17 protein-coding genes, 1 tRNA gene and 1 pseudogene are annotated in these 22,873 nt (G+C 52.9%); 2 read left to right on the forward strand and 17 right to left on the reverse strand.

Annotated features, from left to right (window positions below):
* Positions 1-1,020: 1,020 nt before the first annotated feature.
* Entirely contained in the window at positions 1,021-1,395 is a 375-nt protein-coding gene (locus tag AC19YT_RS11295; protein ID WP_500610252.1) for a hypothetical protein, read from the reverse strand.
* 556 nt (positions 1,396-1,951) lie between these two features.
* Here AC19YT_RS11295 and AC19YT_RS11300 point away from each other — a divergent pair.
* A complete protein-coding gene (locus AC19YT_RS11300) occupies positions 1,952-4,561 on the forward strand; it encodes an HD domain-containing protein (RefSeq protein WP_500610253.1) in 2,610 nt (869 codons plus the stop codon).
* 59 nt (positions 4,562-4,620) lie between these two features.
* Here AC19YT_RS11300 and AC19YT_RS11305 read toward each other — a convergent pair whose 3' ends face one another.
* The 6 genes from AC19YT_RS11305 to AC19YT_RS11330 all read right to left on the reverse strand — a co-directional run bounded on the left by AC19YT_RS11305 (position 4,621) and on the right by AC19YT_RS11330 (position 14,413).
* A complete protein-coding gene (locus AC19YT_RS11305) occupies positions 4,621-5,487 on the reverse strand; it encodes a hypothetical protein (protein WP_500610254.1) in 867 nt (288 codons plus the stop codon).
* Positions 5,480-7,150: an AAA family ATPase gene (locus AC19YT_RS11310; protein ID WP_500610255.1), complete on the reverse strand. Its 1,671-nt coding sequence runs from the start codon at positions 7,148-7,150 to the stop codon at positions 5,480-5,482. The genes AC19YT_RS11305 and AC19YT_RS11310 overlap by 8 nt, the downstream gene beginning before the upstream one ends.
* A gap of 183 nt (positions 7,151-7,333) precedes the next feature.
* Entirely contained in the window at positions 7,334-8,263 is a 930-nt protein-coding gene (locus AC19YT_RS11315) for a hypothetical protein (RefSeq protein ID WP_500610256.1), read from the reverse strand.
* Between the two features lie 445 nt (positions 8,264-8,708).
* Positions 8,709-11,474: an AAA family ATPase gene (locus AC19YT_RS11320; RefSeq protein ID WP_500610257.1), complete on the reverse strand. Its 2,766-nt coding sequence runs from the start codon at positions 11,472-11,474 to the stop codon at positions 8,709-8,711.
* Positions 11,467-12,036 (reverse strand): hypothetical protein, encoded by a 570-nt coding sequence (locus tag AC19YT_RS11325; RefSeq protein ID WP_500610258.1) that lies wholly within the window; start codon positions 12,034-12,036, stop codon positions 11,467-11,469. Before AC19YT_RS11325 ends, AC19YT_RS11320 begins: the two co-directional genes overlap by 8 nt.
* Positions 12,026-14,413 (reverse strand): ABC-three component system protein, encoded by a 2,388-nt coding sequence (locus tag AC19YT_RS11330; protein WP_500610259.1) that lies wholly within the window; start codon positions 14,411-14,413, stop codon positions 12,026-12,028. The genes AC19YT_RS11325 and AC19YT_RS11330 overlap by 11 nt, the downstream gene beginning before the upstream one ends.
* A gap of 297 nt (positions 14,414-14,710) precedes the next feature.
* On the opposite strand from AC19YT_RS11330, the pseudogene AC19YT_RS11335 reads away from it, so the two are divergent.
* A pseudogene (locus tag AC19YT_RS11335) lies at positions 14,711-14,886 on the forward strand (endonuclease); the annotation flags it as partial.
* Here the strand turns inward: AC19YT_RS11335 and AC19YT_RS11340 are convergent.
* The 10 genes from AC19YT_RS11340 to thrS form a co-directional block, all read right to left on the reverse strand.
* A complete protein-coding gene (locus tag AC19YT_RS11340; protein ID WP_500610260.1) occupies positions 14,830-14,997 on the reverse strand; it encodes a hypothetical protein in 168 nt (55 codons plus the stop codon). The pseudogene AC19YT_RS11335 and the gene AC19YT_RS11340 sit on opposite strands and share 57 nt — an antisense overlap.
* A 252-nt stretch (positions 14,998-15,249) precedes the next feature.
* Positions 15,250-15,326, reverse strand: a tRNA-Pro gene (locus AC19YT_RS11345).
* Between the two features lie 90 nt (positions 15,327-15,416).
* The gene (locus AC19YT_RS11350) at positions 15,417-15,773 is read right to left on the reverse strand and encodes a MerR family transcriptional regulator (RefSeq protein WP_095110510.1); all 357 of its coding nucleotides are present in this window, start codon (positions 15,771-15,773) and stop codon (positions 15,417-15,419) included.
* Positions 15,754-16,056 (reverse strand): integration host factor subunit alpha, encoded by a 303-nt coding sequence (gene ihfA, locus AC19YT_RS11355; protein ID WP_002553164.1) that lies wholly within the window; start codon positions 16,054-16,056, stop codon positions 15,754-15,756. The genes AC19YT_RS11350 and ihfA overlap by 20 nt, the downstream gene beginning before the upstream one ends.
* Before the next feature lie 3 nt (positions 16,057-16,059).
* Positions 16,060-18,438, reverse strand: a complete 2,379-nt coding sequence (gene pheT, locus AC19YT_RS11360) for a phenylalanine--tRNA ligase subunit beta (protein ID WP_500610261.1) — start codon at positions 18,436-18,438, stop codon at positions 16,060-16,062.
* 26 nt (positions 18,439-18,464) lie between these two features.
* Positions 18,465-19,481 (reverse strand): phenylalanine--tRNA ligase subunit alpha, encoded by a 1,017-nt coding sequence (gene pheS, locus AC19YT_RS11365; protein ID WP_500610262.1) that lies wholly within the window; start codon positions 19,479-19,481, stop codon positions 18,465-18,467.
* Between the two features lie 108 nt (positions 19,482-19,589).
* On the reverse strand, positions 19,590-19,946 hold the full coding sequence (gene rplT, locus AC19YT_RS11370) for a 50S ribosomal protein L20 (RefSeq protein WP_002553161.1): 357 nt from the start codon (positions 19,944-19,946) through the stop codon (positions 19,590-19,592).
* Between the two features lie 30 nt (positions 19,947-19,976).
* Complete coding sequence (gene rpmI, locus AC19YT_RS11375) at positions 19,977-20,171, reverse strand: 50S ribosomal protein L35 (RefSeq protein ID WP_002553160.1); 195 nt, start codon at positions 20,169-20,171, stop codon at positions 19,977-19,979.
* Positions 20,172-20,231: 60 nt separating this feature from the next.
* Positions 20,232-20,783 (reverse strand): translation initiation factor IF-3, encoded by a 552-nt coding sequence (infC, locus tag AC19YT_RS11380; RefSeq protein WP_176465155.1) that lies wholly within the window; start codon positions 20,781-20,783, stop codon positions 20,232-20,234.
* Positions 20,783-22,705 carry a threonine--tRNA ligase gene (gene thrS / locus AC19YT_RS11385; protein WP_095110506.1) on the reverse strand — a complete coding sequence of 641 codons (1,923 nt, stop codon included), beginning with the start codon at positions 22,703-22,705 and terminating at the stop codon, positions 20,783-20,785. The genes infC and thrS overlap by 1 nt, the downstream gene beginning before the upstream one ends.
* Positions 22,706-22,873 lie beyond the last annotated feature (168 nt).

Consider the following 22,873-nt stretch of genomic DNA (forward strand, 5'->3'; position numbering starts at 1 on the left):
TGAGTCAGCTGCCGGTAATGCGTAGTCATCTGCGCTTGAATCCTTCGGTGTGAGAGCCTGGATTCTACCGGTGGCTGGCTCTCTGCCTCTCGTTTCAAGCGTTGCGCTTATTCTATGAATTCAGGACCAGAATGAACATGTACATATTCCAAGGTTTACCGAGATACAGAAGGATATCAAGAGTGCACTCCTGCTAGTGCAAACAGAGATGGTCAGTTTGTGATCAATCCTGTGCATCCCGTATATGTTGTAGCGCATAGACAGTTATCCACAGAAATACCCACGCAGTTTGTGGGTAACTTTTAATCTGATGCAATGGTTTTTTGAGCCCTACACGCACCATAAGCGTACCGGGAACACACCTTCCGAACTCCAGCATTAAGGGCGATGGTGTCCGCGTATTTAGCGGACGCGATAACCCTTAACGTCAGGATTTCCATGCGCCAACGAAGCGCTTAGCTGTAAGGGACTTTTCATCCAATCGAATCTCATCCAACGATGCAATCCCTTTGTAGCTTCTTGATACTCAGGCTATGGGTAATCTGCTGATTGACTGCCATGCTATGTCCCATCCCTATGTAAGTCGTCAAATCCCGCCAAGCCGAATGCGGCTCGGGTTACCTTGCATCTCGAACCATAATCATCATTGGATCTGTTTCGTCTCTCTCTGCAGGCGCCTGCAAGCACATATTTGAGCCCACACCTGCCCCGGCAAAGATCCGTACATACGGAACGAGCGCATATTGACGTGTCATGCCGCTCACGTAGCTCGATATCATCGAGAAGATCTACGACGTTGAGCGCCTTGGGGTCTCCTGACGAGAGGGAGGCAAGCGCCCATAGTGCCTTTCGTCTGGCCATCTCTCAATGACGGCGCTCTTCGTTATGAGCCATCACAATCAATCACCAATCGACTTGGAGGCCGCTGCCAGGCGCTGGTAAAGCTCAGCGAGGAGCCGGGCATCGAGTAACGCATGATGCGGAAGCTCTGAAAGTGTTACCCCAGCGAGGTCGTCGTCTTCAAAATGCCTGAACAAACGGATCAGGTTGGAGGGTCTGTTCGCCACATGGCTTGGCTATTTGTGATCCACATACGCGAGCTGACAGAAAAAATCCCAATCCCATTCTGGGGCGTCCGAGCAGACTTCCAGTTGGTCTTCGATACTGCCGAGGAAAACCTTTAGTGCGGCTTGGGCCCCCACGAATGAAATCCCATAGAGGGGTAAATCCAACTGCGGCAGTACGTTCAGGGTTACGAAGTCTGCAGTCTTCGACCTCGTAGGTATCCGTCATCTCCACATAAAACTCGTCGCCGGCCTCCGAGACAAAAGCCAATGAGATCAGCTTTGTATCCTGGTTGAGCTGAGTAGACTCACAGTCCAAAAAAAGCTTCATTCCACTGTTCCCCTTGCGTAATCTCATTCGTACTCATGACTGCGGTGTATCCTCGGCTAAACAACGAGGGAATCGTAGACATTCCACATGAGGTTAAACGATCGTACAGATGAGACCACACCTGCCCTCACTGCGAGGGAGGTGTGCAAAGTGCTGCGAGAAGTGGCCTAAGGGCGGCGAATACGACCAAGGCAGGTACACTGGGTTAGGACGATATATATCGTTGGACGCTTCCAAGCTCCCGTCGACGTTTATCGGTTATTGATTTACAACGAATGCGATGAGCTCGACTACTGCGAGGAATGCGTGCCCCCGGATGGGCTCGGGGTACATTTGTTTCGGGGAATCCGTTTGGCACAGATCCAATAGCGCCGCTCAGCGCCTAGGAGCATCAGACACATGAACAACCGTTTAAAACATTGTGAGTGCGATTCAAGGTTTTTCCTCTACTGAGACAATCCTCGATAATCAATTAACGTATTGCAACGGCGTCGCCAAGGGATCGATGTTGACTAAGGTCTCCGCTGATCAGGGCAACGCTACAGGGAGAGTTTTCATGTCTGCTGCGTCTGATTTTCGCTTAACCTGGTTGTGGCGCCATGCATTCGTCAATCCACAAATAGACATTACAACCGCAGAGCAGGAATTTTTCCGGGAAAGATACCTGGCCATGCGGGAAAAAGCCGGTCAGCTGGTTGCACAGATCGTAACAGCTATGCCAGGCATGACAGTCCATGACATCAGCCATCTAGACGCCCTATGGGAGACAGCATCTCTCGTTTCGGAAGGAGCGTTGACCATTACTCCCGCCGAAGCATTCGTGTTCGGCGCAAGTGTACTCCTGCACGATTCGGCAATGAGTCTTGCGGCATATCCGAACGGTCTTGAAGATTTGAAGGAGACCGTTTCGTGGAAAGATACCGTGACGGCCTTGCTCGGGGAGGATCAGCTTGATCCCGAAAAAGTAAATAACCCTCCGCCAAGCATCGTTGATAGCGCAGTACCTGAAGTGCTACGCCAATTACACGCACAGCAAGCTGAAAAGTTAGCAAAGCAAGGGTGGCCGTCTGCTAATGGAGATACGCTTTATTTAATTGACGACGCCGAGGTACGGTTTTTCTACGGCGAGACAATAGGACTCATTGCCCACAGCCACTGGTGGTCGGTCGCCCGCGTAGAACAGGAGCTATCGGAAGATCTCGGTGCTCTTGCAGGCAAGACAAAATGCAAGATTGATCGAGTCAAACTTGCTTGTTTGCTCCGTATTGCGGACGCGCTCCACTTGGATCAACGCAGAGCACCCAGGTTTTTGCGAGCGCTAACGCATCCCAAAGGCATATCTGCTCTGCACTGGTCATTCCAAGAGCGCCTAGCTGCGCCTCATATCGAGCACGAAGCTGTGGTTTTTACCGCTGGTGCACCTTTTGATATTGCAGATGCCGATGCATGGTGGCTGGCATATGACACGATTTCAGCAGTAAATCGCGAATTGCAGAACGTCGACCTGCTGATGCAGAACAGAGCGAAAGGACTGTTCTTCCGAGCGCGACGGGTCAAGGGAGCAGGCAGTCCCGAGTCACTGGCCCGAACTATTCATACCCGAGGATGGCGTCCAGTGGACACTCAGTTGAAGGTATCTGACATCCCGAAAGTTGTGGAAACTTTAGGCGGTGCGAAGCTTTATGGTGATGACCCGACTGTGGTGATCAGAGAACTCATTCAAAACAGCACCGACGCTATCCAAGCTCGTAGGCGCTATCAAATAGGGCGACGCGAAAGCTGGGGCGCCATAGTGGTGTCACTCAGCGAAAAAGAAGATGGGCACTGGTTGACAGTGGAAGACAATGGTATTGGGATGTCGGAGCTCGTTTTGACCGGCCCGTTAATTGACTTCGGTACATCCTTTTGGCGCTCAACCCTCGCATCTCAAGAGTTCCCGGGTCTCATCGCAAAGGGCATGAACGCGATTGGACGATACGGCATCGGCTTTTTCTCAGTTTTTATGATTGGATCGCTAGTAAGGGTAATATCCCGCAGGTTTGACTTAGGCGAAGACGCCGCTCGCGTATTGGAATTCAGGGACGGCACTGTATCGCGCCCGATCCTCGCTCAATCGACACGAGGTCAAGCTCCAGTGGATGGCGGAACAAGAATTGAGATTCTGCTGAAGGCCGATCCCCGCAGTAAAGGCGGAATACTCTACAACAGTAAAGCCGGTGGCAACGTGCTGACTCTAAAGCAGCTCATCGCATCGATCGCGCCAAACTTGGACGTTTCGATTGAAGTTGAAGAAGCCGGCGAAACACTTTCTGCAATCAATTCAGGGGATTGGCTAGACCTTCCTGATACAGATTTACTCGTCCGACTGAACCCGTTAGGTATGCCTAGCAGGTACAGAACAGGGACGAGCATTTCCGCAATACGACCGATCTTTGATGAGACCGGCAAACCATTGGGGCGCGCATTCATCCAGCCAAGCAGCTTCTTTGGTGCGGATGGAGGATGGGTCACGATCGGAGGTCTTCGTGCCTCTCGGATGTCAAATATCCAAGGTTTGTTAGTAGGCGAAACCTTGACTGCGTCTCGCGATTCCGCTTTGCCAACTGCGTCTAAAGAACAGCTGGCGGCTTGGGCAACAGAGCAGGCTAGCATCATCGGAATGTCTAGATCTGATGAACTTCACAAAGCCCGATGTGCAGAGATTGTGCTTGAGTGTGGAGGAGCTATTGGTGACCTACCGATAGCTTGCCAAGGCCCAAGTGACTGGCTCAACGTCACTGAGATACGGGATCGATTTCAGAACGTTTCGGAACTGACCATCACATTTGATGGAGAATTCTCATATGAGGAGGACACTGACGATGTTCATCCGAGAGAGTTCAAAAGCTTCTTCGAGATAGGAAGCAATATTTGGGTTGTCCCGAAGCACAGCGGGTCAGTGCTAACCGTAGGCCAAACACAGTGGCCTAGGGCGATGGTTGGAGATTCCTCTTGGCCAAGCTCAAACCTAGCGGAGCTTGTCAGAACAGTAATTAGCGAAAGCTGGAGCGAAAATTATGAGGTGGGAGATGAGGATGCGGAGGTCGGAACAGTAAACGGTACACCGATCATACGAAACGTTACCGTATTCAGGCGCAATGACGAACCTGTCAGCCCCGACGACTGATTCGAGAAGTGACGTTCGCAGCACGCGCCAGTGGACGGCTGCGCAGAGAAATACTACAGCTAAATCAACGGAGCATCCGCCAATCGTTCGGGATTATTAATTTGCAAATACAGCCAGGTTAGTACCGTCCGATCAAGTAAACCGGCTATGAACATCGAATGCCAGTTGTTACGACCCCCATGGACGTCGTCGAGCAAGCGCAGTTCTTTCAAAAGAACACGCTTAAGAGCGTTGTAAGACGGTGGGTTGGTTTCTAGCGCCCTCACAACCAAGCTCGGCCGGCGGCAGAGACTCACCCATCTGTTACTGAAGAATCCCGTGATAGGGGTACGCTGGACAATCGAGCGAACGTGAAACGCAATCGCTGAATAATCTGGATGAGCATGGTTGACGCATAACTCTAGCGATATCTTAGGAACTGGCCCAAGATCGCTGATTTTCGCCTTGACGAGTCGCGTAGATAAACAATCGTCGAAGTAAGGGTGCAGTATGCGTTCACCGGGATTTGGCCCTATCAATAGCTCCTGTCGCAGGCTGTTACATTTACAAGCGGGGACGAGATTAAGAGAAAAGACTGCAAATACCCCGTAACTATCTTGTGGCAGAAGATGATCTAAAGTTCCACGATGGGATGATCCGCACATCGGGCATATCAAATACTCCCCACCTAGACGTAGCTTGGTAATATGCACAAGGTCTTTAGGCGGCGACTTGTAATGCGCTTTTAAATAAGTCTGAGTTAATGGTGAAATGCCCACTGCAGCGACTGCAAAAGCATTACCAGCAGCGTTTTCATATTGGGCATAGGCTTGCTGGATTGTTCCAACAGACGCCTGTAAGTGCGGGTAACTCGCCGCCCTTCTATTATGAGCCAGGTTCAACAATGCCAAACCGTCATCAATATTGGGACGCGGGATCTTATTCAAGAACCTCACCCTCCATCGATTCTCGTAGCGCCCCTAAAATTTCGAGCGAAAGTTCATCCTTGTACTTGTTATACAGGGCTTCCCATGTACTGAAGCGCCCTAGAAGCCTTGCCTCAAGTGCAGCGGCAAGCTGCGATGGTTCATCCTCACCAAATACGAAGTAAGAAATAGCCCCGACGTCTGCTCCAAACGTACGTAAAGCTGGCCGCTCAACACTTACGAAACCATCCTGATCTGCCCGTAGTACCGACACTTGTTCCTGAAAAACCTCACGAACGAAATAGGCTGAATGTGTAGCGATAATTGCAGCGGAGCCAGTCTGCACTAACAGATTGTCCAACAGCGAGACGAATTGGCTGATGAAGTTTGGGTGCAGATGCGTCTCCGGCTCGTCCAAAAGTATAAGCGAGCCATTTTCTACATGAAGGCTCGCCTGCGCAGAGAACCGTACAAATGAAATTTCGCCACTACTTAAAGGGTAGCCGACTCCGTCGATCAACCGCACAGGTTCCCGTCGCAAATCGATGGAGGCGAAATTTTCAATAATTTGCTGTTCGCCGCCTTGTCTCAAGCGCCTGAGAGAAAGTGCGTCATGTTTATTCCTACGAAGTGGTAGTGAAATCTGCTCCCAGTTATCGATGGCTTGGAGCGAGCCAAGAAAAATATCCCAGCGCGTCGACTCTCCAATATATTCTTGAGATCGAGCTACTTGAAGTACCTGATCAGCGACGCCCACGCCCTTACGTATCCTCCCTAAGCGATTAAGAGAGAAGCGTCGATACCAGACTTTAGGCCGCTTGCGCCGCTCTCCAGGGAACACTGATCCAGCTTCATTCGTCGGAGCGAAGGCCAGGACGCGGTTGACGAGAACACGCCCTCCTATACTTCCGTCTGTAAGCGAGCCATCTCCGCTCAAAGCCGCGCGTACGATTCGGCCGAGTGCTTGACTCTTCCCTACACCGTTCTTACCGATGACCACTGCAATTCGCTTCGGCAGGTCATTATCATGACTGAATCGAAAGGTTAGCTCGTGATCATTTTGGCGGCCTGGTAATCGGAAATGAATATCAAAGACCTCTGATAGCTTTCCGAACTCTTCATGCTCCAGTCCCCTGAGGATGGAGCCGGCGTTTTTATATGCAAAATAGGACTCAGCATTTCTCATGAAAGACTTCAAAAAAACGTCAGACTGGGCCGCAATATCAAGCCAGTTCGCGCTGTTCTTGAATTCGTTGAGGGCAACTAAATCCCTCATTGCTTTCAGTGCTTCGACCGATCTGGCAGGACCAAATTTGCGCACGAGGGCACGGTAAGCATCCATGCTGGGTAGCATGGTGAAAAATCTGTGTGAATCGGTTACAGGCAGCTCTATGTTTAAGGTGCTGTCCAGCATCTCCTCTAATCGAATTGCGCCGTTGGGTTCATCTTTCGAATTGGTAACGAAGCCGATAAAACCGGCGGTAGCGAAAGGCTCTGAATGCTCTGAGAGACATATGCGAACGTCAATCCGGGTTCGAAGACCAAAGTCGTTCCAATCATCTTGGCTTGGGACGATGAGGATAGTATTAACGGGAAGAGGATTGCGGAGAGAATTGCGCTTTCCGAATATGACCGTCACCTGGCTCTTCTCACCTTCCGTGGGCCTTCCATTGCTTGGATCCATAGTCCCTCTGCTATCTAGATGGTGGGGCAAACCTAAGCCCCGTGCCTGATGCCGCTTGATCTTCACCCTAGGTGGCGTCAGCGGAAATTCTTTTGAAAGATGACAATCGTCACGATCACGAGCCGGTGCGCGACTCTACAGCAACTACTGAGACGACCTCTGTGGCGTCTTAAGCCCAGAGAGCTATGTCTTTACCGATGCTGATAGCCTGTTGGATGTGAATGAAATCAGATCATCGCCATATTGAATCGCGTCAGCGCGAATAATGAGCTCGTATAGTGCAAATCCTTTCGCTTGGATCACCTGCGAAGAGTCCAGCTTCATTTTCTTGAGCGCCTCCTTGGCATCAGCTTTCAAGTCGAAAACCTCAATGATGCGCGCATCTCCCACCTCCTGCAGAGGGTTGGCCACAGCCTGAATGCTTGGCTTGCCAACGTAGAAAATGCAGCATTTTTTGAGACCCAGCATATGAGGATGTTTGGGGCCACGCCGGATGAGCCACATTCCGTTAGGGCCACGCGCAGTGCGATGTGGCACCAGCATCAACTGCCTCACCTTAGCGTTCTCAAAATGCGTCAAGTCCAAAGCAGGGACGCCCACATGAATCAAGGTTCCACCATACCTCAATGTCGCCTTTTCTCTCTCAGCGGCTTTCCAGGAAGCGCCGGGCTCCGCCTCCCGCATGACCCGCCACACGGCAGGTATCAAGTCGAGGGTTTTCTGCCCCATGCCTGTTATGCACTCAAACAGCTGCCTTTCCTTACTCCCAATTTCTTGTGGAGGCACAGCGCTCAGCAGCTCGTTATCTAAGGAAACAAAATCCCACTCCAGAATACCGTCGCGCTCCCATCGCGCAACATCGTTCAGAGTGCAACTAGGGAAGCGCATCTGCTCGGCGCGTAGCGGCACAGAAGCGGTATCTCGGGCAGCCCTGCCCGCTTCCAGATCCGGCTTGATCGAATCAATCCGAGCCTGCCAATCGCAATCCTGCGTTGACCAGATCAGCACCGCATCTGGAAACGCAGCCCCCGACCTGTTCACCTCCGGCGTACCGCTGTAGAACCGAACACCGGGCGTAGCGCCGAAAAACGCCCTGGACAGGATCTGTGGCATCGGTAGACCCGCTCCAGCGGCAGTAAAACTCACAACGACATCCAAGTCCCCGCAGGTAAGCGCACCCCGTGCGTATGAACCAACGACCCAAAGTTCGGTAGCCTCTAAATGACACGTTGCAGTAGTGCCATATGAGTCGTAGGAAATGTCGCGAACCGATACCTCATCCAGCGCCTTGCAGATTCGGACAAGTTGCTTCGTAAACCTATCTCTGGGGTAACGCTTTTCATCTGCTTGCAATGTTAAATCTCTTAGGAGGTTGATCCGTTTGGATGCGACCCGCAATTCCCTATTAGATCACTTTCCAAGGAGCTAACCGGCTTCTCTATCAAAATGGTCGTTCCTGTTTTCAACCCTTGGGAAAGCGAATCGACCAAAGGAAAAGGCACTGACGAGCGCGCCCGACCAACAACCGCAAATTTTCAGCGTCACACGACGTCTAGGGCTAACCAGGCTGGCTTGATACTGCTGCGTTGCTCTGGACAGTCATCTTGACCCCGGTACGAGGATTTCCTTCCAGGTGAATCATGTTCAAAAGGTGCCTGTCTGTGATGCTCGAAAACTTCTGCGCCATGTGCCGGGCAAGCGCATCACTTGCAGTAGTCAGAATGAGGTTCATAGAAGGCATGGACGTTGCGACCAGGCGGAAGATGTCCAACATGGCCACCCGATTTAGATCATCCAAATGCGCTATGGGCTCATCCAGGAAAAAGCTTCCCCCGGTGTTTCGAGCCCTAGCAAGGTAGAGCGATAATGCCAGATCCTGGCGTTGTCCTTGGCTCAGCTTCCCTTCTGCGTCCAGCGCTGGCTCATGTCCTTCCGCAAAGACAGTCCACTTCAGCGCATCCCCGCCCTCAGAAACACCTAAGCCTTTATAAACCTCGTTGGCATGCATCCGAGAGAACAGCTCAGCAGCGGGGCTGAGCAGTGGTTTAAGGCTTGAAGCGGTGAAATCTTTCACATGCATGGCGTAGTTTTCGATCGCGAGATCCGCTTTGGCGATGTAGCCTGAGCCGATTTCCAACTTGCGGGATAACGCAAGCCGCTCTTCCTGAAGCTGCTTGAGTTTCATCGAATCAGTATCAACGCTCACCACAGCCTCGCATTCGGCAAGCATGCCTCTGTAGGTCGCAGCGTCTTCACCTCGCTGATTCACCTGTTGGCGCATCAACTCATATGACTCAGTCAAAACAGGTTGATCGCCAAACACCTCCTTCCATAGGGAATCGAAGCTCCCAGTGACTTTCTGCGCCGCCGCGATGCTGGTATTGATACCTGCAATCACCCCCGCCTTTGCTTGAATGGTCTCCGCAAGTGCCCGGACAACCGGAACAAGACGGGTTTTCGCGGGGTTGTACAGGTCAATCTGATCTTGAAAATGCTTTTTATAACTTACAAAACGTGCGATTGACGTCGACACCCGGCTGCCAGCTCCGCCTTCAGGGGTAATGTCGAAAAACGTCTCCACCTCAGCCAGCTTTTCAAAAACCAACCCCAACTGTATCGCTGAGGTGACCCGGTTGCTCAGGTGAGCAAGACCAACAGCGTTCAGCCCGGAAAAGTCCCGAACCTGCATAGTCTCCAGATATTTGGTTTTCGTAGCGAACGACTTCAGTTCCTGAACAACCGAGCTCAAGCGGGAGAGATGGCTGTCATAGGCCTGTTTCTGAGCATTGGTTAGCGCGAGTTTTGCCGTGGCCTCCTGTTCTTTTTGGCGAGCCACTGTCAAATTGTTTGCGGCGATCTCAAGCGCTGGTGCAAGCAGTTGTTGCCCCGTGGAAATTTCTATCCGCAATTTTTCAACCGTGCCCCAATCATGATTGCAGAGCGGACAATGCGCATCTTCATGAGAGTGGACGATTTCGCTTCCCATGGCTTTCAGCTTGTCTAAAACGTTTGAAAACGCATCAAAATCAGCTTCTGCCCGGACGCGGGCATTACTTGCTTCATTAGCTAGGCGAACTGCGTCATCCAAATCAGTGGCAGGAGCTACTGGGTTGGCCATCAACTCCTGCTTCTGACGTTCCCACTCCAAAATTTTTGGTAAGTTTCTGGACAGCAAATCAAGGGCCGCCTGCCACTGCTCCTGTTGACTCGAAGGCCAGGTGAGCTCTACAAACTTGGTACGTAGGTCAACCTGAGTGATATCCCCTTCTCGAAAGAATTCCACGACGCCTGGGTTTGCAGTGATAGGTAACCAGCGGTAAAGCGTCGCTAGGCTGTCGTCAGCCCATTTGATTGACCTTTCACTTTCTGAAACCTTCAACTGTGCCTCGGACAACTCCGATGACCGGATGACCTGATCATCACTAGCTTTTTTCTGCTCATCAGCCACGGTGGCAACCGACTGGCGAAGTGTTTCAATCTGGCTCAAAGAGTTGAGATATTGCGACCATTGCTCTGAAAGGGTGCTCAGTGCATTCGCTTCTCTCTGGTGTTTCTGACTGAACATCGCGACACGAAGCTGCGCTGCCTTCAGGCGATCACCCAGGCTGCCCTCTGCTGATGGGGGTAAGTCTTTGAATATTGTCGCCAGATTGCCCAATGCTCTGTCTTTCACTGGAGAGCTTATCGCTAGCGCACGCTCCAGCGCCTCGATCTCATCGCTGAGCCGACTGATGCCGTCCACCAGGCCCTTGGTGTTCGGCAATGCCTTTCTATATTCGCGCAAATCTCGCAGTGTGCTCGTGAGATGGCCAAAGCCGAGGATGTCGGCGAAAATCTGCTGACGCTCGTCCGCTTTATTGTTGTCGATCAACAACGACAGGGAGTTGGAGTAGAGCCAGCGGCTATTGCGCAACCAACCGCGTTTCGCTTTGCGCAACGCGATGGTGCTTCTTCCGGAAATCGACGCTGGCGTGAGCATCTCAAGCAGGTATTCATCGTTGATTTTTTTCTTTCTCGCGCCCTTCTCGGTCATCCATAGCGAGGTGTTGTTTCGGGTCAGCAAGTGCGGCCTTCCGTCAATCAGGCATTTTGCGGAAACACTGGTCGTGCCTTTCCCCCACTGACACTCCAGTGGCGCGGTATTGAGGTCATCGACTTTTCCGGTGATCAACCATTCCAATGCGTAGCAGATGGTGCTTTTGCCAGTCCCGTTGGCCGCATGAATGACGGTCAAGGGTGCGTCCAATGGCACCACCAACTCGTCAGGGATACCCCGAAAATTCTGGATGGTGACGGAAAGAAATTTGATTGGCAGGTTATTCATTGAGATTCCATTCTTTGCCATGGCGTTCGGCAAGCTCTTCGCTTCCCACCTCGGCCAGTAACTCTAAAAGCTGAATGTACCCGGTATCGTCCGAGTTGAAGACCGCAGGCTCCTCATGCTCGCCGAATCGCTCCAAGCCTAACGGCGTGATGCGCTCATAGCGCTCCCACCCATTCGCTCCCCACGTCACTACATGCTTTCTGACGAACCTGATATCCCTCTCAATATCGATTAGGAACGCCTTGAACTCGTCACTCACTTGGGTGGTGGCAAGTACAAGGTAGCCATCAATGACGAGGCCCGAACTCTCCCGCTGGACAATGGCGGAATCGAGGAAGGTCTCTGCGAGTTTGGCTTTTCTTAAGGCTTCAGCACCTGTCTCAGTGGTGATATTCACCAGTAAGATGGAAGCAAAGGAAGATTCCCAATAGCCGAGCTGGTTCTCAAGCTCACCGTCGGGCCAGTTTGGATTATCAGTCGATAAATACTGCTGCGTACTGGCCTCGTAAAAGCCCGCATCCAGAGCTCGACACCCTATGATCTCCACCAGCTCATTGAGCATCTAGCTTCCCCTTTCGCTCAAAAATATCTTCCATGAATCGCTCCGGCGACGGTGCCATGGGGTCGTCATAAACCGATTCAATCTCGCTCAGACTGAACATGTAAACGTTTCTCGCAATGGCAGGTTCGGTGATTGACCCTCTAGGAGCAGGGGAGCTGGTAGTGAAGTCATATCGACCGTGACCAGGTTTCCTGTCACCGACGTTTCCGCGTCCTTGAGCAAAGACAATCAGGTTGGGATGCACAATGGGTTGCCGGGCCCAATCAAAAAGGTCTGCCTCCATTTGCCTCACGTGATAACTGTTGTTTGACCAGGCCATGATGCTGACCTCCCCATGCTCCGGGTCGTCATATCGAATATGGCCCTGCAGCTCCGGTGCACATGACCACTGGCTGCTGACCGGGACATTCAAATAGCTCAATGCCTGGACGGTTCTCATAACGCATTCACCAGAAGTGGAAAGCTTCTCCAGCGGGAAATGCTCTCCTACTCTGACACCAAATCGGGTTCGATAAGTAAATCCTGAGTAGTCCGACAGACCTGTGCCTTGTACAAGAGTATTGAGCAGATCCAGCTCATTTCTCACAGCAGCCAAGTAACCTGGGTACGGGGGATAACGGTCGAATAGCTCATGGAACTCAAGCGAAGCCGGAGCCATATCCGCTGTTACACAATCTTCCATCAGTCGGTGCGCCTGCACCGAAAGGAGGGTCAACTCTGCTGTCCAGTCTAGGATGAACGTTAAGGCGCCGCTGCTGCTTCGGCGCATGACACGACCAGGTGGATTCACTGTTATCGGAGTTGGTCGAGTCGCAAACTCGGCATCAATTGCCGGGAAAATGCCTGTAGCACTGTACAGCTCTGCAGCGCACGCGTGGACGCAGTTACTATTAGCAATGGCCATTCCAATAGTGGACTGAGTGCGCTGGCCATAGTGATCCGAAACTGAGGTCAGTACCTTTTCAAGGCTGATTACGTTGAGAGAAGCTAAAACAAGGTTAGGCCGCTTAGACCTGTCCTCTTTTTGGCTGGCCATGATCCGTCGCAATTGCGATTTGGGATTCGAAATAGGATTTGTAAAATCATTACCCAAGGTTGGCCAGAGGATAAGATCTTCAAACGCCAGCCGTAGGGAGACGTCTGCATGACCGTAGTTAGTCTCACCTGTCTCATTTTCAACCAGTACATAGCAGTTGAATATTTTCTGCGTGGGATCCTTGACCCAACACCATCCTGCCCGGTATCGCTGTAGCGGGGCGGGATCCCATTGTGGATCAATCCAGATCATCTCATCAGAGCTCTTCCAATCGAGGAGCTGACTGCCCGAGACGTCACCGCATCCCACGAACACAACTGCTTGGCTGTCGAATCCATCGACGAGCTGATTCAGCTCCTGCCAATCGGCGGGGGTAGCTGCCGCTGCACCTGCGGTCAATAGCACCGGCAGCGATCCAAAGTTGTTATAAAGCGTTCCAGCCTTGGGTTGAAGCATTCCTTGCATGAAAGGCAAGAGCTCTTGACCTTGCACCAAGGCGAGGTTGAATCGATGGTGGCGACCGAGCTTTAATTTTATATATTCCGTGCGGATCCCAGAGATGAGCTCCGCTTCTTCGTCGCTTACCACCAAGTTGCACGACTGCAAAAAGCCTTTTAGCTCTCCAACGATCTTTGCGGTGTCCGACTCAAGCCGGAAATAGGTCGACTTGATGTCAGGATATGCACCCACCATCCGAGAGAGGTCATCTTTCTTATGTAAAGCGGTATGCAGATTGTCGATCCTAGCCCATACCAAATCACACAGATGCTCCTTCGTGAGGTTTTTCAGGGCTGCGTGCTTTCTTAAGGTCGCGGAGGCTTTACGCGCAGCAAACGCTTTCTCCTCGAACTCTGATCTCAAATCTTCGAAGCGTTGCCTGCCCTTCGCTTCCATGAACTCGAACAGCTTGCCGGCTGCTCGATCAGAAACTGCAACGTAGTAGCGAAATGGCTCACCTGGTGCTGATGCAATGCCGGGCTTGATGGTCGCGTAAAGGAAGAACTTGCAGATCTCCTGGATGACCATGGCGAGGGATACGATCCCGTTATAGCGCTTGCATTGAATTACGCCGACGGGAGAGGAATCCTCGAACAGTATGACATCGCGGCCTTGGTCAGCTCCATCATTAAGACGGCGAGCTTTGTCGTACCAATCCTCCGAACCATCTGTTGCTCGCGCAGCGTAAAGGTCAGCCAAGAGCAATTCAAAGTGCGCATCACCCATCCGTTCGAACGGTAATTGCCCACAGTCAAACGCAAAGAGATCAGGGGTGTCCTGATTCGTTTGCCGCAGCGTGCAGTCATCTTCATCACTGCAAAATTGGGCATCAACGGTCGTCAAAATCTTGCTCCTAGCATTGACTCGACCACAACAGAAATGAGGTCGGATGGCGCCACAGCAACGCCGGCGATTTATCGCGAGCAGATCGTCTGCAGAAATTCCGGTCTTATCATTGGCGAAAAGCTGATGGCTCATACGCAGAATGCACTGACGCCTGCTCCCCATCCGTCTTCTACCGGCTAAGCACGTCCGCCACACTGCTAATTCGATAGCATAACGACATCATCTTAAAGCGCCCTCTTCGAAGATGCCAGTCAGCACAAGCGTCATCCGAAGAATGGAGCAGGGGTCTTTAGCCTCCCGAGCGTGACCGGGATAGATGTGATCATCGGTAACCGGAAGAACCAGGTGTACCACCTCTCAATGGGATGCCCTGGCTATGGTCAGGTGTCAGAAAAAATCAAGTCTCCTTCACGTCAGAATTTTTTGAGGCACAAGCGGCAGGATATCGGAAGGCAGGCAACTGCAAGTAGTTGCTGCTTGTTAAAAGCCGGTCTCGCGAAACCGAAACCGAAACCGATGCCGATGCCGATGCCGATGCCGATGCCGATGCCGAACATTAGGCTGAGACATGCGTCCGGCATTTGCTATTTTCATACTTGATAACAACAGTCTACGAAACCCGGGGCGATTCAGATATCGGACTGGATTGGTGCCAAAGGCAGCGCGAAAAAAGGCCAAAAGTGGCGCGAACTCACAAGCCGTCGCTAGCTCACAGCCCTTGAGATACCAAAAGCTACCTAGATCCAGAATATTCGTGGGAGTACATGTGGGAGTATTTTTTTAGGCATGAAAAAGCCCAATCTTTTCAGATTGGGCTAAGTCGTTGAAAAATATGGTCGGGACGGAGTGATTCGAACACTCGACCCCTAGCACCCCATGCTAGTGCGCTACCGGACTGCGCTACGCCCCGACTAGGCGTGTTACCTGTTTCACTTCTTAAGGAAGTGATGACGAATATACCGCAAGCTTTTGAAATATGGAAGTATTTTAAAAGCCTGAATTATTTTCTCAGAACCACCAGCACATCTTCCAACTCGGAGATCATCTGCCGGATCAACTGTTTGTACTGCGTGGTGTCATCTTTGGCTTCATCACCGGATAAGCGCAACCGCGCCCCGCCGATAGTGAATCCTTGATCGTACAGCAACGCGCGGATCTGTCGGATCATCAGTACATCCTGGCGCTGATAATACCGACGATTTCCGCGACGCTTGACCGGGTTGAGCTGAGGAAACTCTTGCTCCCAGTAACGCAGCACATGCGGTTTTACCGCACATAGCTCGCTGACTTCACCAATGGTGAAGTAGCGTTTGCCGGGTATGACGGGGAGCTCGTCGTTATGACTTGGTTCCAGCATAAGCCTCAACTCGGGCCTTCAACTTCTGCCCTGGACGAAAGGTGACTACACGGCGAGCCGTGATCGGGATTTCTTCGCCCGTTTTCGGATTGCGGCCAGGCCGCTGGCGTTTATCCCGAAGGTCGAAGTTACCGAAACCGGACAACTTTACCTGTTCGTTGTCTTCAAGAGCGTGCCTGATCTCTTCAAAGAAGAGTTCGACCAATTCCTTGGCCTCTCGTTTATTCAGGCCCAGCTCTTCATACAGACGTTCCGCCATTTCAGCTTTCGTCAGAGCCCCCATACGTCACTTCCTTAACGTGGCGTTCAACCTTTGTTCGAGCGAGGTGAGGATGTTCTGTGTCGTGCTGTTCACCTCATCGTCGTTAAGAGTGCGCGATGGATGCTGCCAGGTCAAGCCAACCGCAAGGCTTTTTCTATGCGGATCAATGCCTTTACCCTGATACACGTCAAACAGCCTGAGCTCTGTCAGCCACTCGCCTGCGTTCTCACGAATCACATCCAGCACGGCACTGGCTGCAACCTCCTGATCGGCCAGCAAAGCCAGGTCACGGCGCACTTCCGGAAAGCGCGAGAGTTCGCAGAACTTGGGCATTTTCCCCTGCGCTACCTCAGCCAACACCAACTCAAAAACGAAAACCGGACGGTCCAGGCCAAGTGTTTTGGATAATTCAGGATGAATCGCACCCACATAGCCTACTTCGCGACCGTCACGCTCGATACGCGCAGTTTGACCGGGATGCAATGCCGGATGCTTACCCGGCACGAAGCTGAAAGCATCCAACGCCCCACCAAAGCCCAGTACCGCCTCTACGTCAGCCTTGACGTCGAAAAAGTCCACGGTATCGCGACCTTGTGCCCAACCCTCAGGCAAGCGGCTACCGCAAACAACACCCGATAGCATTGGCTCTTGCTTCAGACCTTCCAACTGCCCGACGAAACGTAGGCCGCTCTCAAACAAGCGAACGCGATCCTGCTGACGATTGAGGTTGTGCTCAAGTGCCTTGACTAGACCCGGCCAAAGTGAAGAGCGCATGGCTGCCATGTCATTGGAGATTGGGTTGGCCAACAGAAGTGGCTCGACGCCTGGGTTGAACAACTCAAACTGTTTTGGGTCGATGAAACTGTAGGTAATCGCCTCTTGATACCCACGAGCTACCAACAGCCGCCGCAGTTCTGGAAGATCGCTACGCGCCTCGGCTTTGGCCTGTGGCGCCAGACGAGCCTGCGGATAGCGCACAGGCAAACGGTTATAGCCATACAGACGGGCCAGCTCTTCGATCAGATCGACTTCGAGGCTAATGTCAAAACGATGACTCGGCACTTCGACCCGCCACTGCCCTTCTCCCTCCGCCGTGATGCCCAGGCCCAAAGCCCCAAGCAGACGCTCGACTTGGGCGGAGTCCATTTCCATCCCTAGCATTTGGGTGATGCGCTGGGCACGCAATGTAATCGGCGCAATGGACGGCAAGTACTGGTCGCTGACCGCCTCAATGATCGGCCCCGCTTCGCCGCCGACGATTTCCAGAAGCAAGCCAGTGGCGCGCTCCATCGCTTCGCGGGCCAGTTTCCAATCCACACCACGCTCATAGCGATGCGAAGCATCTGTATGCAGACCATAAGAACGCGCCTTGCCAGCCACCGCGATCTGGTCAAAGAACGCACTTTCTAGGAATACGTCCCGTGTAGCGCAAGACACCCCACTGCGCTCACCACCCATGATTCCGGCAATAGCCAATGCCCGTGCGTGGTCAGCAATGACCAACGTGTCACTGCGCAGACTCACTTCCTGGCCATCGAGCAAGACCAGCTTCTCACCCTCTTCAGCCATTCGCACACGAATGCCACCGTTGATTTCGGCAAGATCGAAGGCGTGCAAAGGCTGCCCTAGCTCCAACATCACATAGTTGGTGATATCGACAGCGGCATCGATGCTACGAACATCGCCCCGACGCAAGCGCTCGACCATCCATAGCGGCGTAGGCTTGGACAGATCTACATTACGAATCACACGCCCTAGATAACGTGGGCACGCTGTAGGCGCCAACACCTCGATGGCGCGCACTTCGTCGTGTACTGCAGGAACACTCGGCACTGCTGGACGGCGAACTTCGACGGCATAGAGCGCACCGACTTCCCGAGCCAAACCCGCCAGGGACAAGCAATCGCCACGGTTCGGTGTCAGATCGACTTCAATACTGGCATCGTCCAGGCCCAGGTATTGACGAATATCCTGGCCCACCGGCGCGTCAGCCGGAAGCTCCATCAAACCATCGTTGCCTTCACCAATCTGCAGCTCGGCTTGGGAGCACAGCATGCCGTTGGACTCAACACCGCGCAGCTTGGCTTTCTTGATCTTGAAATCGCCGGGTAATTCGGCCCCAATCATGGCAAATGGGATCTTCAAACCTGGGCGCACATTGGGCGCACCACAAACGATCTGGAAAGTTTCGGCACCATTGCTGACCTGGCAAACACGCAGCTTGTCCGCGTCCGGGTGCTGCTCGGTACTGAGCACCTCGCCTACTACGACGCCACTGAATTCGCCGGCGGCTAGCGTCACGCTATCGACCTCAAGACCGGCCATCGACAAACGAGCAACCAGCTCGTCGCGACTCACCTGCGGGCTTACCCAGCCACGCAGCCATTGTTCACTGAATTTCATCCTGCTCTCCTAAAGGTTCGTTACGACTAGCGAAATTGCGCGAGGAACCGCAAGTCGTTGTCGAAGAACAGACGCAAGTCGTTCACGCCGTAACGCAGCATCGCCAGGCGCTCAACGCCCATGCCGAAGGCAAAACCCGAGAACTCTTCCGGGTCGATCCCCGACATGCTTAGCACGTTAGGGTGAACCATGCCGCAGCCCATCACTTCCAGCCAACCGGTCTGCTTGCAGACACGGCAGCCTTTACCGCTGCACATCACGCATTCCATATCGACTTCGGCCGATGGCTCCGTGAACGGGAAGTAGGAGGGGCGGAAACGCACCGCCAACTCTTTCTCGAAGAACACCCGAAGAAACTCTTCGATCGTGCCTTTGAGGTCAGCGAAGTTGATATCGCGATCAACCAACAAGCCCTCGACCTGGTGGAACATCGGCGAGTGGGTGATATCGGAGTCACTGCGATACACACGGCCCGGGCAGACAATGCGAATCGGCGGCTTATTGGCTTCCATGGTGCGGACCTGTACCGGCGAGGTATGAGTGCGCAGCAGCATGTTCGCATTGAAATAGAAGGTGTCGTGCATCGACCGAGCCGGGTGATGGCCTGGGATGTTAAGCGCCTCGAAGTTGTGGTAGTCGTCTTCGACCTCAGGGCCTTCGGCGATACCGTAGCCGATGTGGGTGAAGAACTGCTCGATACGCTCCAGAGTCCGGGTCACCGGATGCAGACCACCTGAGGTCTGGCCACGACCAGGCAGGGTTACATCAATGGATTCAGCGGCGAGCTTGGCCGCTAGATCGGCCTCCTCGAACAACGCCTTACGCGCATTGAGCACCTCTGTTACACGCTCCTTGGCAACGTTAATCAGCGCGCCGACCTGCGGGCGCTCTTCTGCCGGCAGGTTGCCCAGGGTCTTCATCACCTGAGTCAACTCGCCCTTTTTGCCAAGGTAGTGAACCCGGACTTGCTCCAGGGCATTGATATCTTCCGCGCCTTGCACAGCCTCAAGAGCTTGAGCGACCAGCGCATCCAGGTTTTCCATGTACAGACTCCAGATACAAAATAGGGGAAGAGCTTGAAGGCTCTTCCCCTATTTATGACGTTTACACCCCGCCTCACAAAGGTGAGGCGGGATGACTGCCGGGGGTACTTAAGCCAAGGTGGCTTTAGCTTTCTCGACAATCGCAGCAAACGCCGCTTTTTCGTTCACTGCCAGATCAGCCAGAACCTTACGGTCGATCTCAATGGACGCTTTTTTCAGGCCAGCGATGAAACGGCTGTAGGACAGACCGTTAACACGAGCACCAGCGTTGATACGAGCGATCCACAGAGCGCGGAACTGACGTTTTTTCTGACGACGGTCACGGTAGGCGTATTGGCCTGCCTTGATTACCGCTTGCTTGGCAACACGGAATACGCGGGAGCGCGCGCCGTAGTAGCCTTTAGCAAGTTTCAGAATTTTTTTGTGACGCTTACGGGCAATGACGCCACGCTTTACACGAGCCATGAGTTACTTCCTCTATTCTTGATCCAAAAATTAACGAAGGCGCAGCATGCGCTCGACTTTTGCCACGTCAGACGGATGCAGCAAGCTGCTACCGCGCAGTTGACGCTTACGCTTGGTCGACATTTTGGTCAGGATGTGGCTCTTGAAAGCGTGCTTGTGCTTGATACCGTTCGCAGTTTTCAGAAACCGCTTAGCAGCACCACTTTTAGTCTTCATCTTTGGCATGTTCGGATACTCCGCATTCAGTTGATAAACATAATCAGAAGGCCTGCCGTGCCCTGTTGATTACTTCTTCTTTTTCGGGGCGATGACCATAATCAGCTGGCGTCCTTCCATCTTAGGATGCTGTTCGACCGAACCGTACTCGAGCAGGTCAGCTTCAACCCGCTTGAGGAGTTCCATCCCCAGCTCCTGGTGGGCCATCTCACGGCCGCGGAATCGCAAGGATACCTTGGCCCTGTCCCCATCACTCAGGAAACGTACCAGGTTGCGCAGTTTTACCTGGTAATCCCCTTCCTCCGTCCCTGGACGAAACTTGATTTCTTTTACTTGAATCTGCTTCTGGTTTTTCTTTGCAGCAGCAATCTGCTTCTTCTTTTCGAAGATCGACTTGCCGTAGTCCATCAGCTTGCAAACAGGGGGTACTGCATCGGCGGAAATTTCCACCAGATCCAGCTTGGCCTCTTCAGCCTTAAGAAGCGCTTCTTCAATCGGGACAATGCCGAGTTGCTCGCCCTCAGCCCCAATTAACCGAACCTCGCGTGCCGAGATATTCTCGTTGATCGGGGCTTTCGGTGCAGCTCGTTTATCTTGTCTCATTTCACGCTTAATAGTAATTACTCCGAATCTGGGCGACCACGCCGGGAAACCGCTTGAGCGAGGAACTCGGCGAACTGGGCGACGGGCATCGAGCCCAGGTCAGCACCTTCACGAGTACGCACAGCGACAGTCTGCATCTCGACTTCCCGATCTCCGATAACCAAGAGATAGGGAACCTTGAGCAAAGTATGCTCGCGGATTTTAAAGCCGATCTTTTCATTTCTCAAGTCGGACTTGGCACGAAATCCGCTTTGGTTGAGAGTTTTTTCCACTTCGGCAGCAAATTCTGCCTGTTTATCAGTGATATTCATAATCACTGCCTGAGTCGGAGCCAGCCACGCAGGGAACGCGCCCTCGTAGTGTTCGATCAGGATTCCGACGAAACGCTCGAAAGAACCAAGGATCGCCCGATGCAGCATCACTGGGTGCTTGCGACTGTTGTCTTCGGAAACGTATTCGGCTCCCAGACGAATCGGCAGGTTGAAATCGAGCTGCAAGGTACCACATTGCCAGACGCGGCCGAGGCAATCTTTGAGCGAGAATTCAATCTTCGGACCGTAGAAGGCACCTTCACCCGGCTGCAAATCGTAAGGCAAGCCAGCGCTATCAAGGGCCGCAGCCAATGCAGTTTCCGCACGATCCCACAACTCATCGGAACCCACACGTTTTTCAGGACGGGTAGACAACTTCATTTCGATGTCTTTAAAACCGAAGTCAGCATAGACATCCATGGTCAGCTTGATGAAAGCTGCGGATTCCGCTTGCATCTGCTCTTCAGTGCAGAAGATGTGGGCATCATCCTGAGTAAAGGCACGCACCCGCATGATGCCGTGCAGCGCACCGGAGGGTTCGTTACGGTGGCAGGCACCGAATTCGGCCAGGCGCATCGGCAGTTCGCGGTAGCTTTTCAGACCCTGGTTAAATACCTGAACGTGGCACGGGCAGTTCATCGGCTTGATCGCGTAGTCGCGGCTTTCCGACTCGGTGGTGAACATATTTTCGGCGTAGTTTGCCCAATGCCCGGATTTTTCCCACAGGCTACGGTCGACAACCTGCGGAGTCTTGATCTCTAAATAGCCGTTTTCTCGCTGTACTTTGCGCATGTACTGCTCAAGCACTTGATACAACGTCCAGCCGTTCGGGTGCCAGAACACCATACCCGGAGCCTCTTCTTGGGTATGGAACAGGCCCAGGCGCTTGCCCAACTTACGGTGGTCGCGTTTTTCGGCTTCTTCGATGCGTTGGATGTAGGCGGCCAATTGCTTCTTATCTGCCCACGCGGTGCCATAGATGCGCTGCAACTGCTCATTCTTGGCATCGCCGCGCCAGTAGGCGCCAGACAGCTTGGTCAATTTGAACGATTTCAGGAAGCGTGTGTTCGGCACGTGCGGACCACGGCACATGTCGACATATTCTTCGTGATAGTAAAGGCCCATGGCCTGCTCGTCCGGCATGTCCTCAACCAGGCGCAACTTGTAGTCCTCGCCACGCGTTGTGAAGACGTCGATCACCTCGGCACGAGGGGTGACCTTTTTGATGACGTCATAATCTTTTTCGATCAGCTGATGCATACGCTGCTCGATTGCCGACAGGTCCTCAGGCGTAAAAGGACGTTCGTAGGCGATGTCGTAATAGAAGCCTTCGTCGATGACCGGACCGATCACCATTTTGGCGCTCGGATACAGTTGCTTGACTGCGTGGCCGATCAAGTGGGCGCAAGAGTGGCGAATGATCTCCAGCCCCTCTTCATCCTTGGGCGTGATGATTTGCAGGGAAACGTCGCTGTCGATGATGTCGCAGGCGTCGACCAGTTTACCGTTGACCTTGCCGGCCACTGTGGCCTTGGCCAAGCCGGCGCCAATGGACGCGGCGACCTCGGCTACGGAAACAGGATGATCGAAAGAACGTTGACTGCCGTCGGGAAGAGTAATAGTTGGCATGGCGCCTCCTCTCCTAGTGGTGACCCCTACCAAAGGTCACGTGGGTTGGGATGAGCCAGTACAAGAGCCGATTCAGGCCATTCATTGCTGAACGCCTGCCTTACAGCGGCAGGAGCCTTGCGGCCAACCGGAAAACCGAATCAGAGTGACTGGAGTTCAAATCAAAAA

The sequence above is a fragment of the Pseudomonas sp. MF08875 genome, from assembly GCF_059862525.1.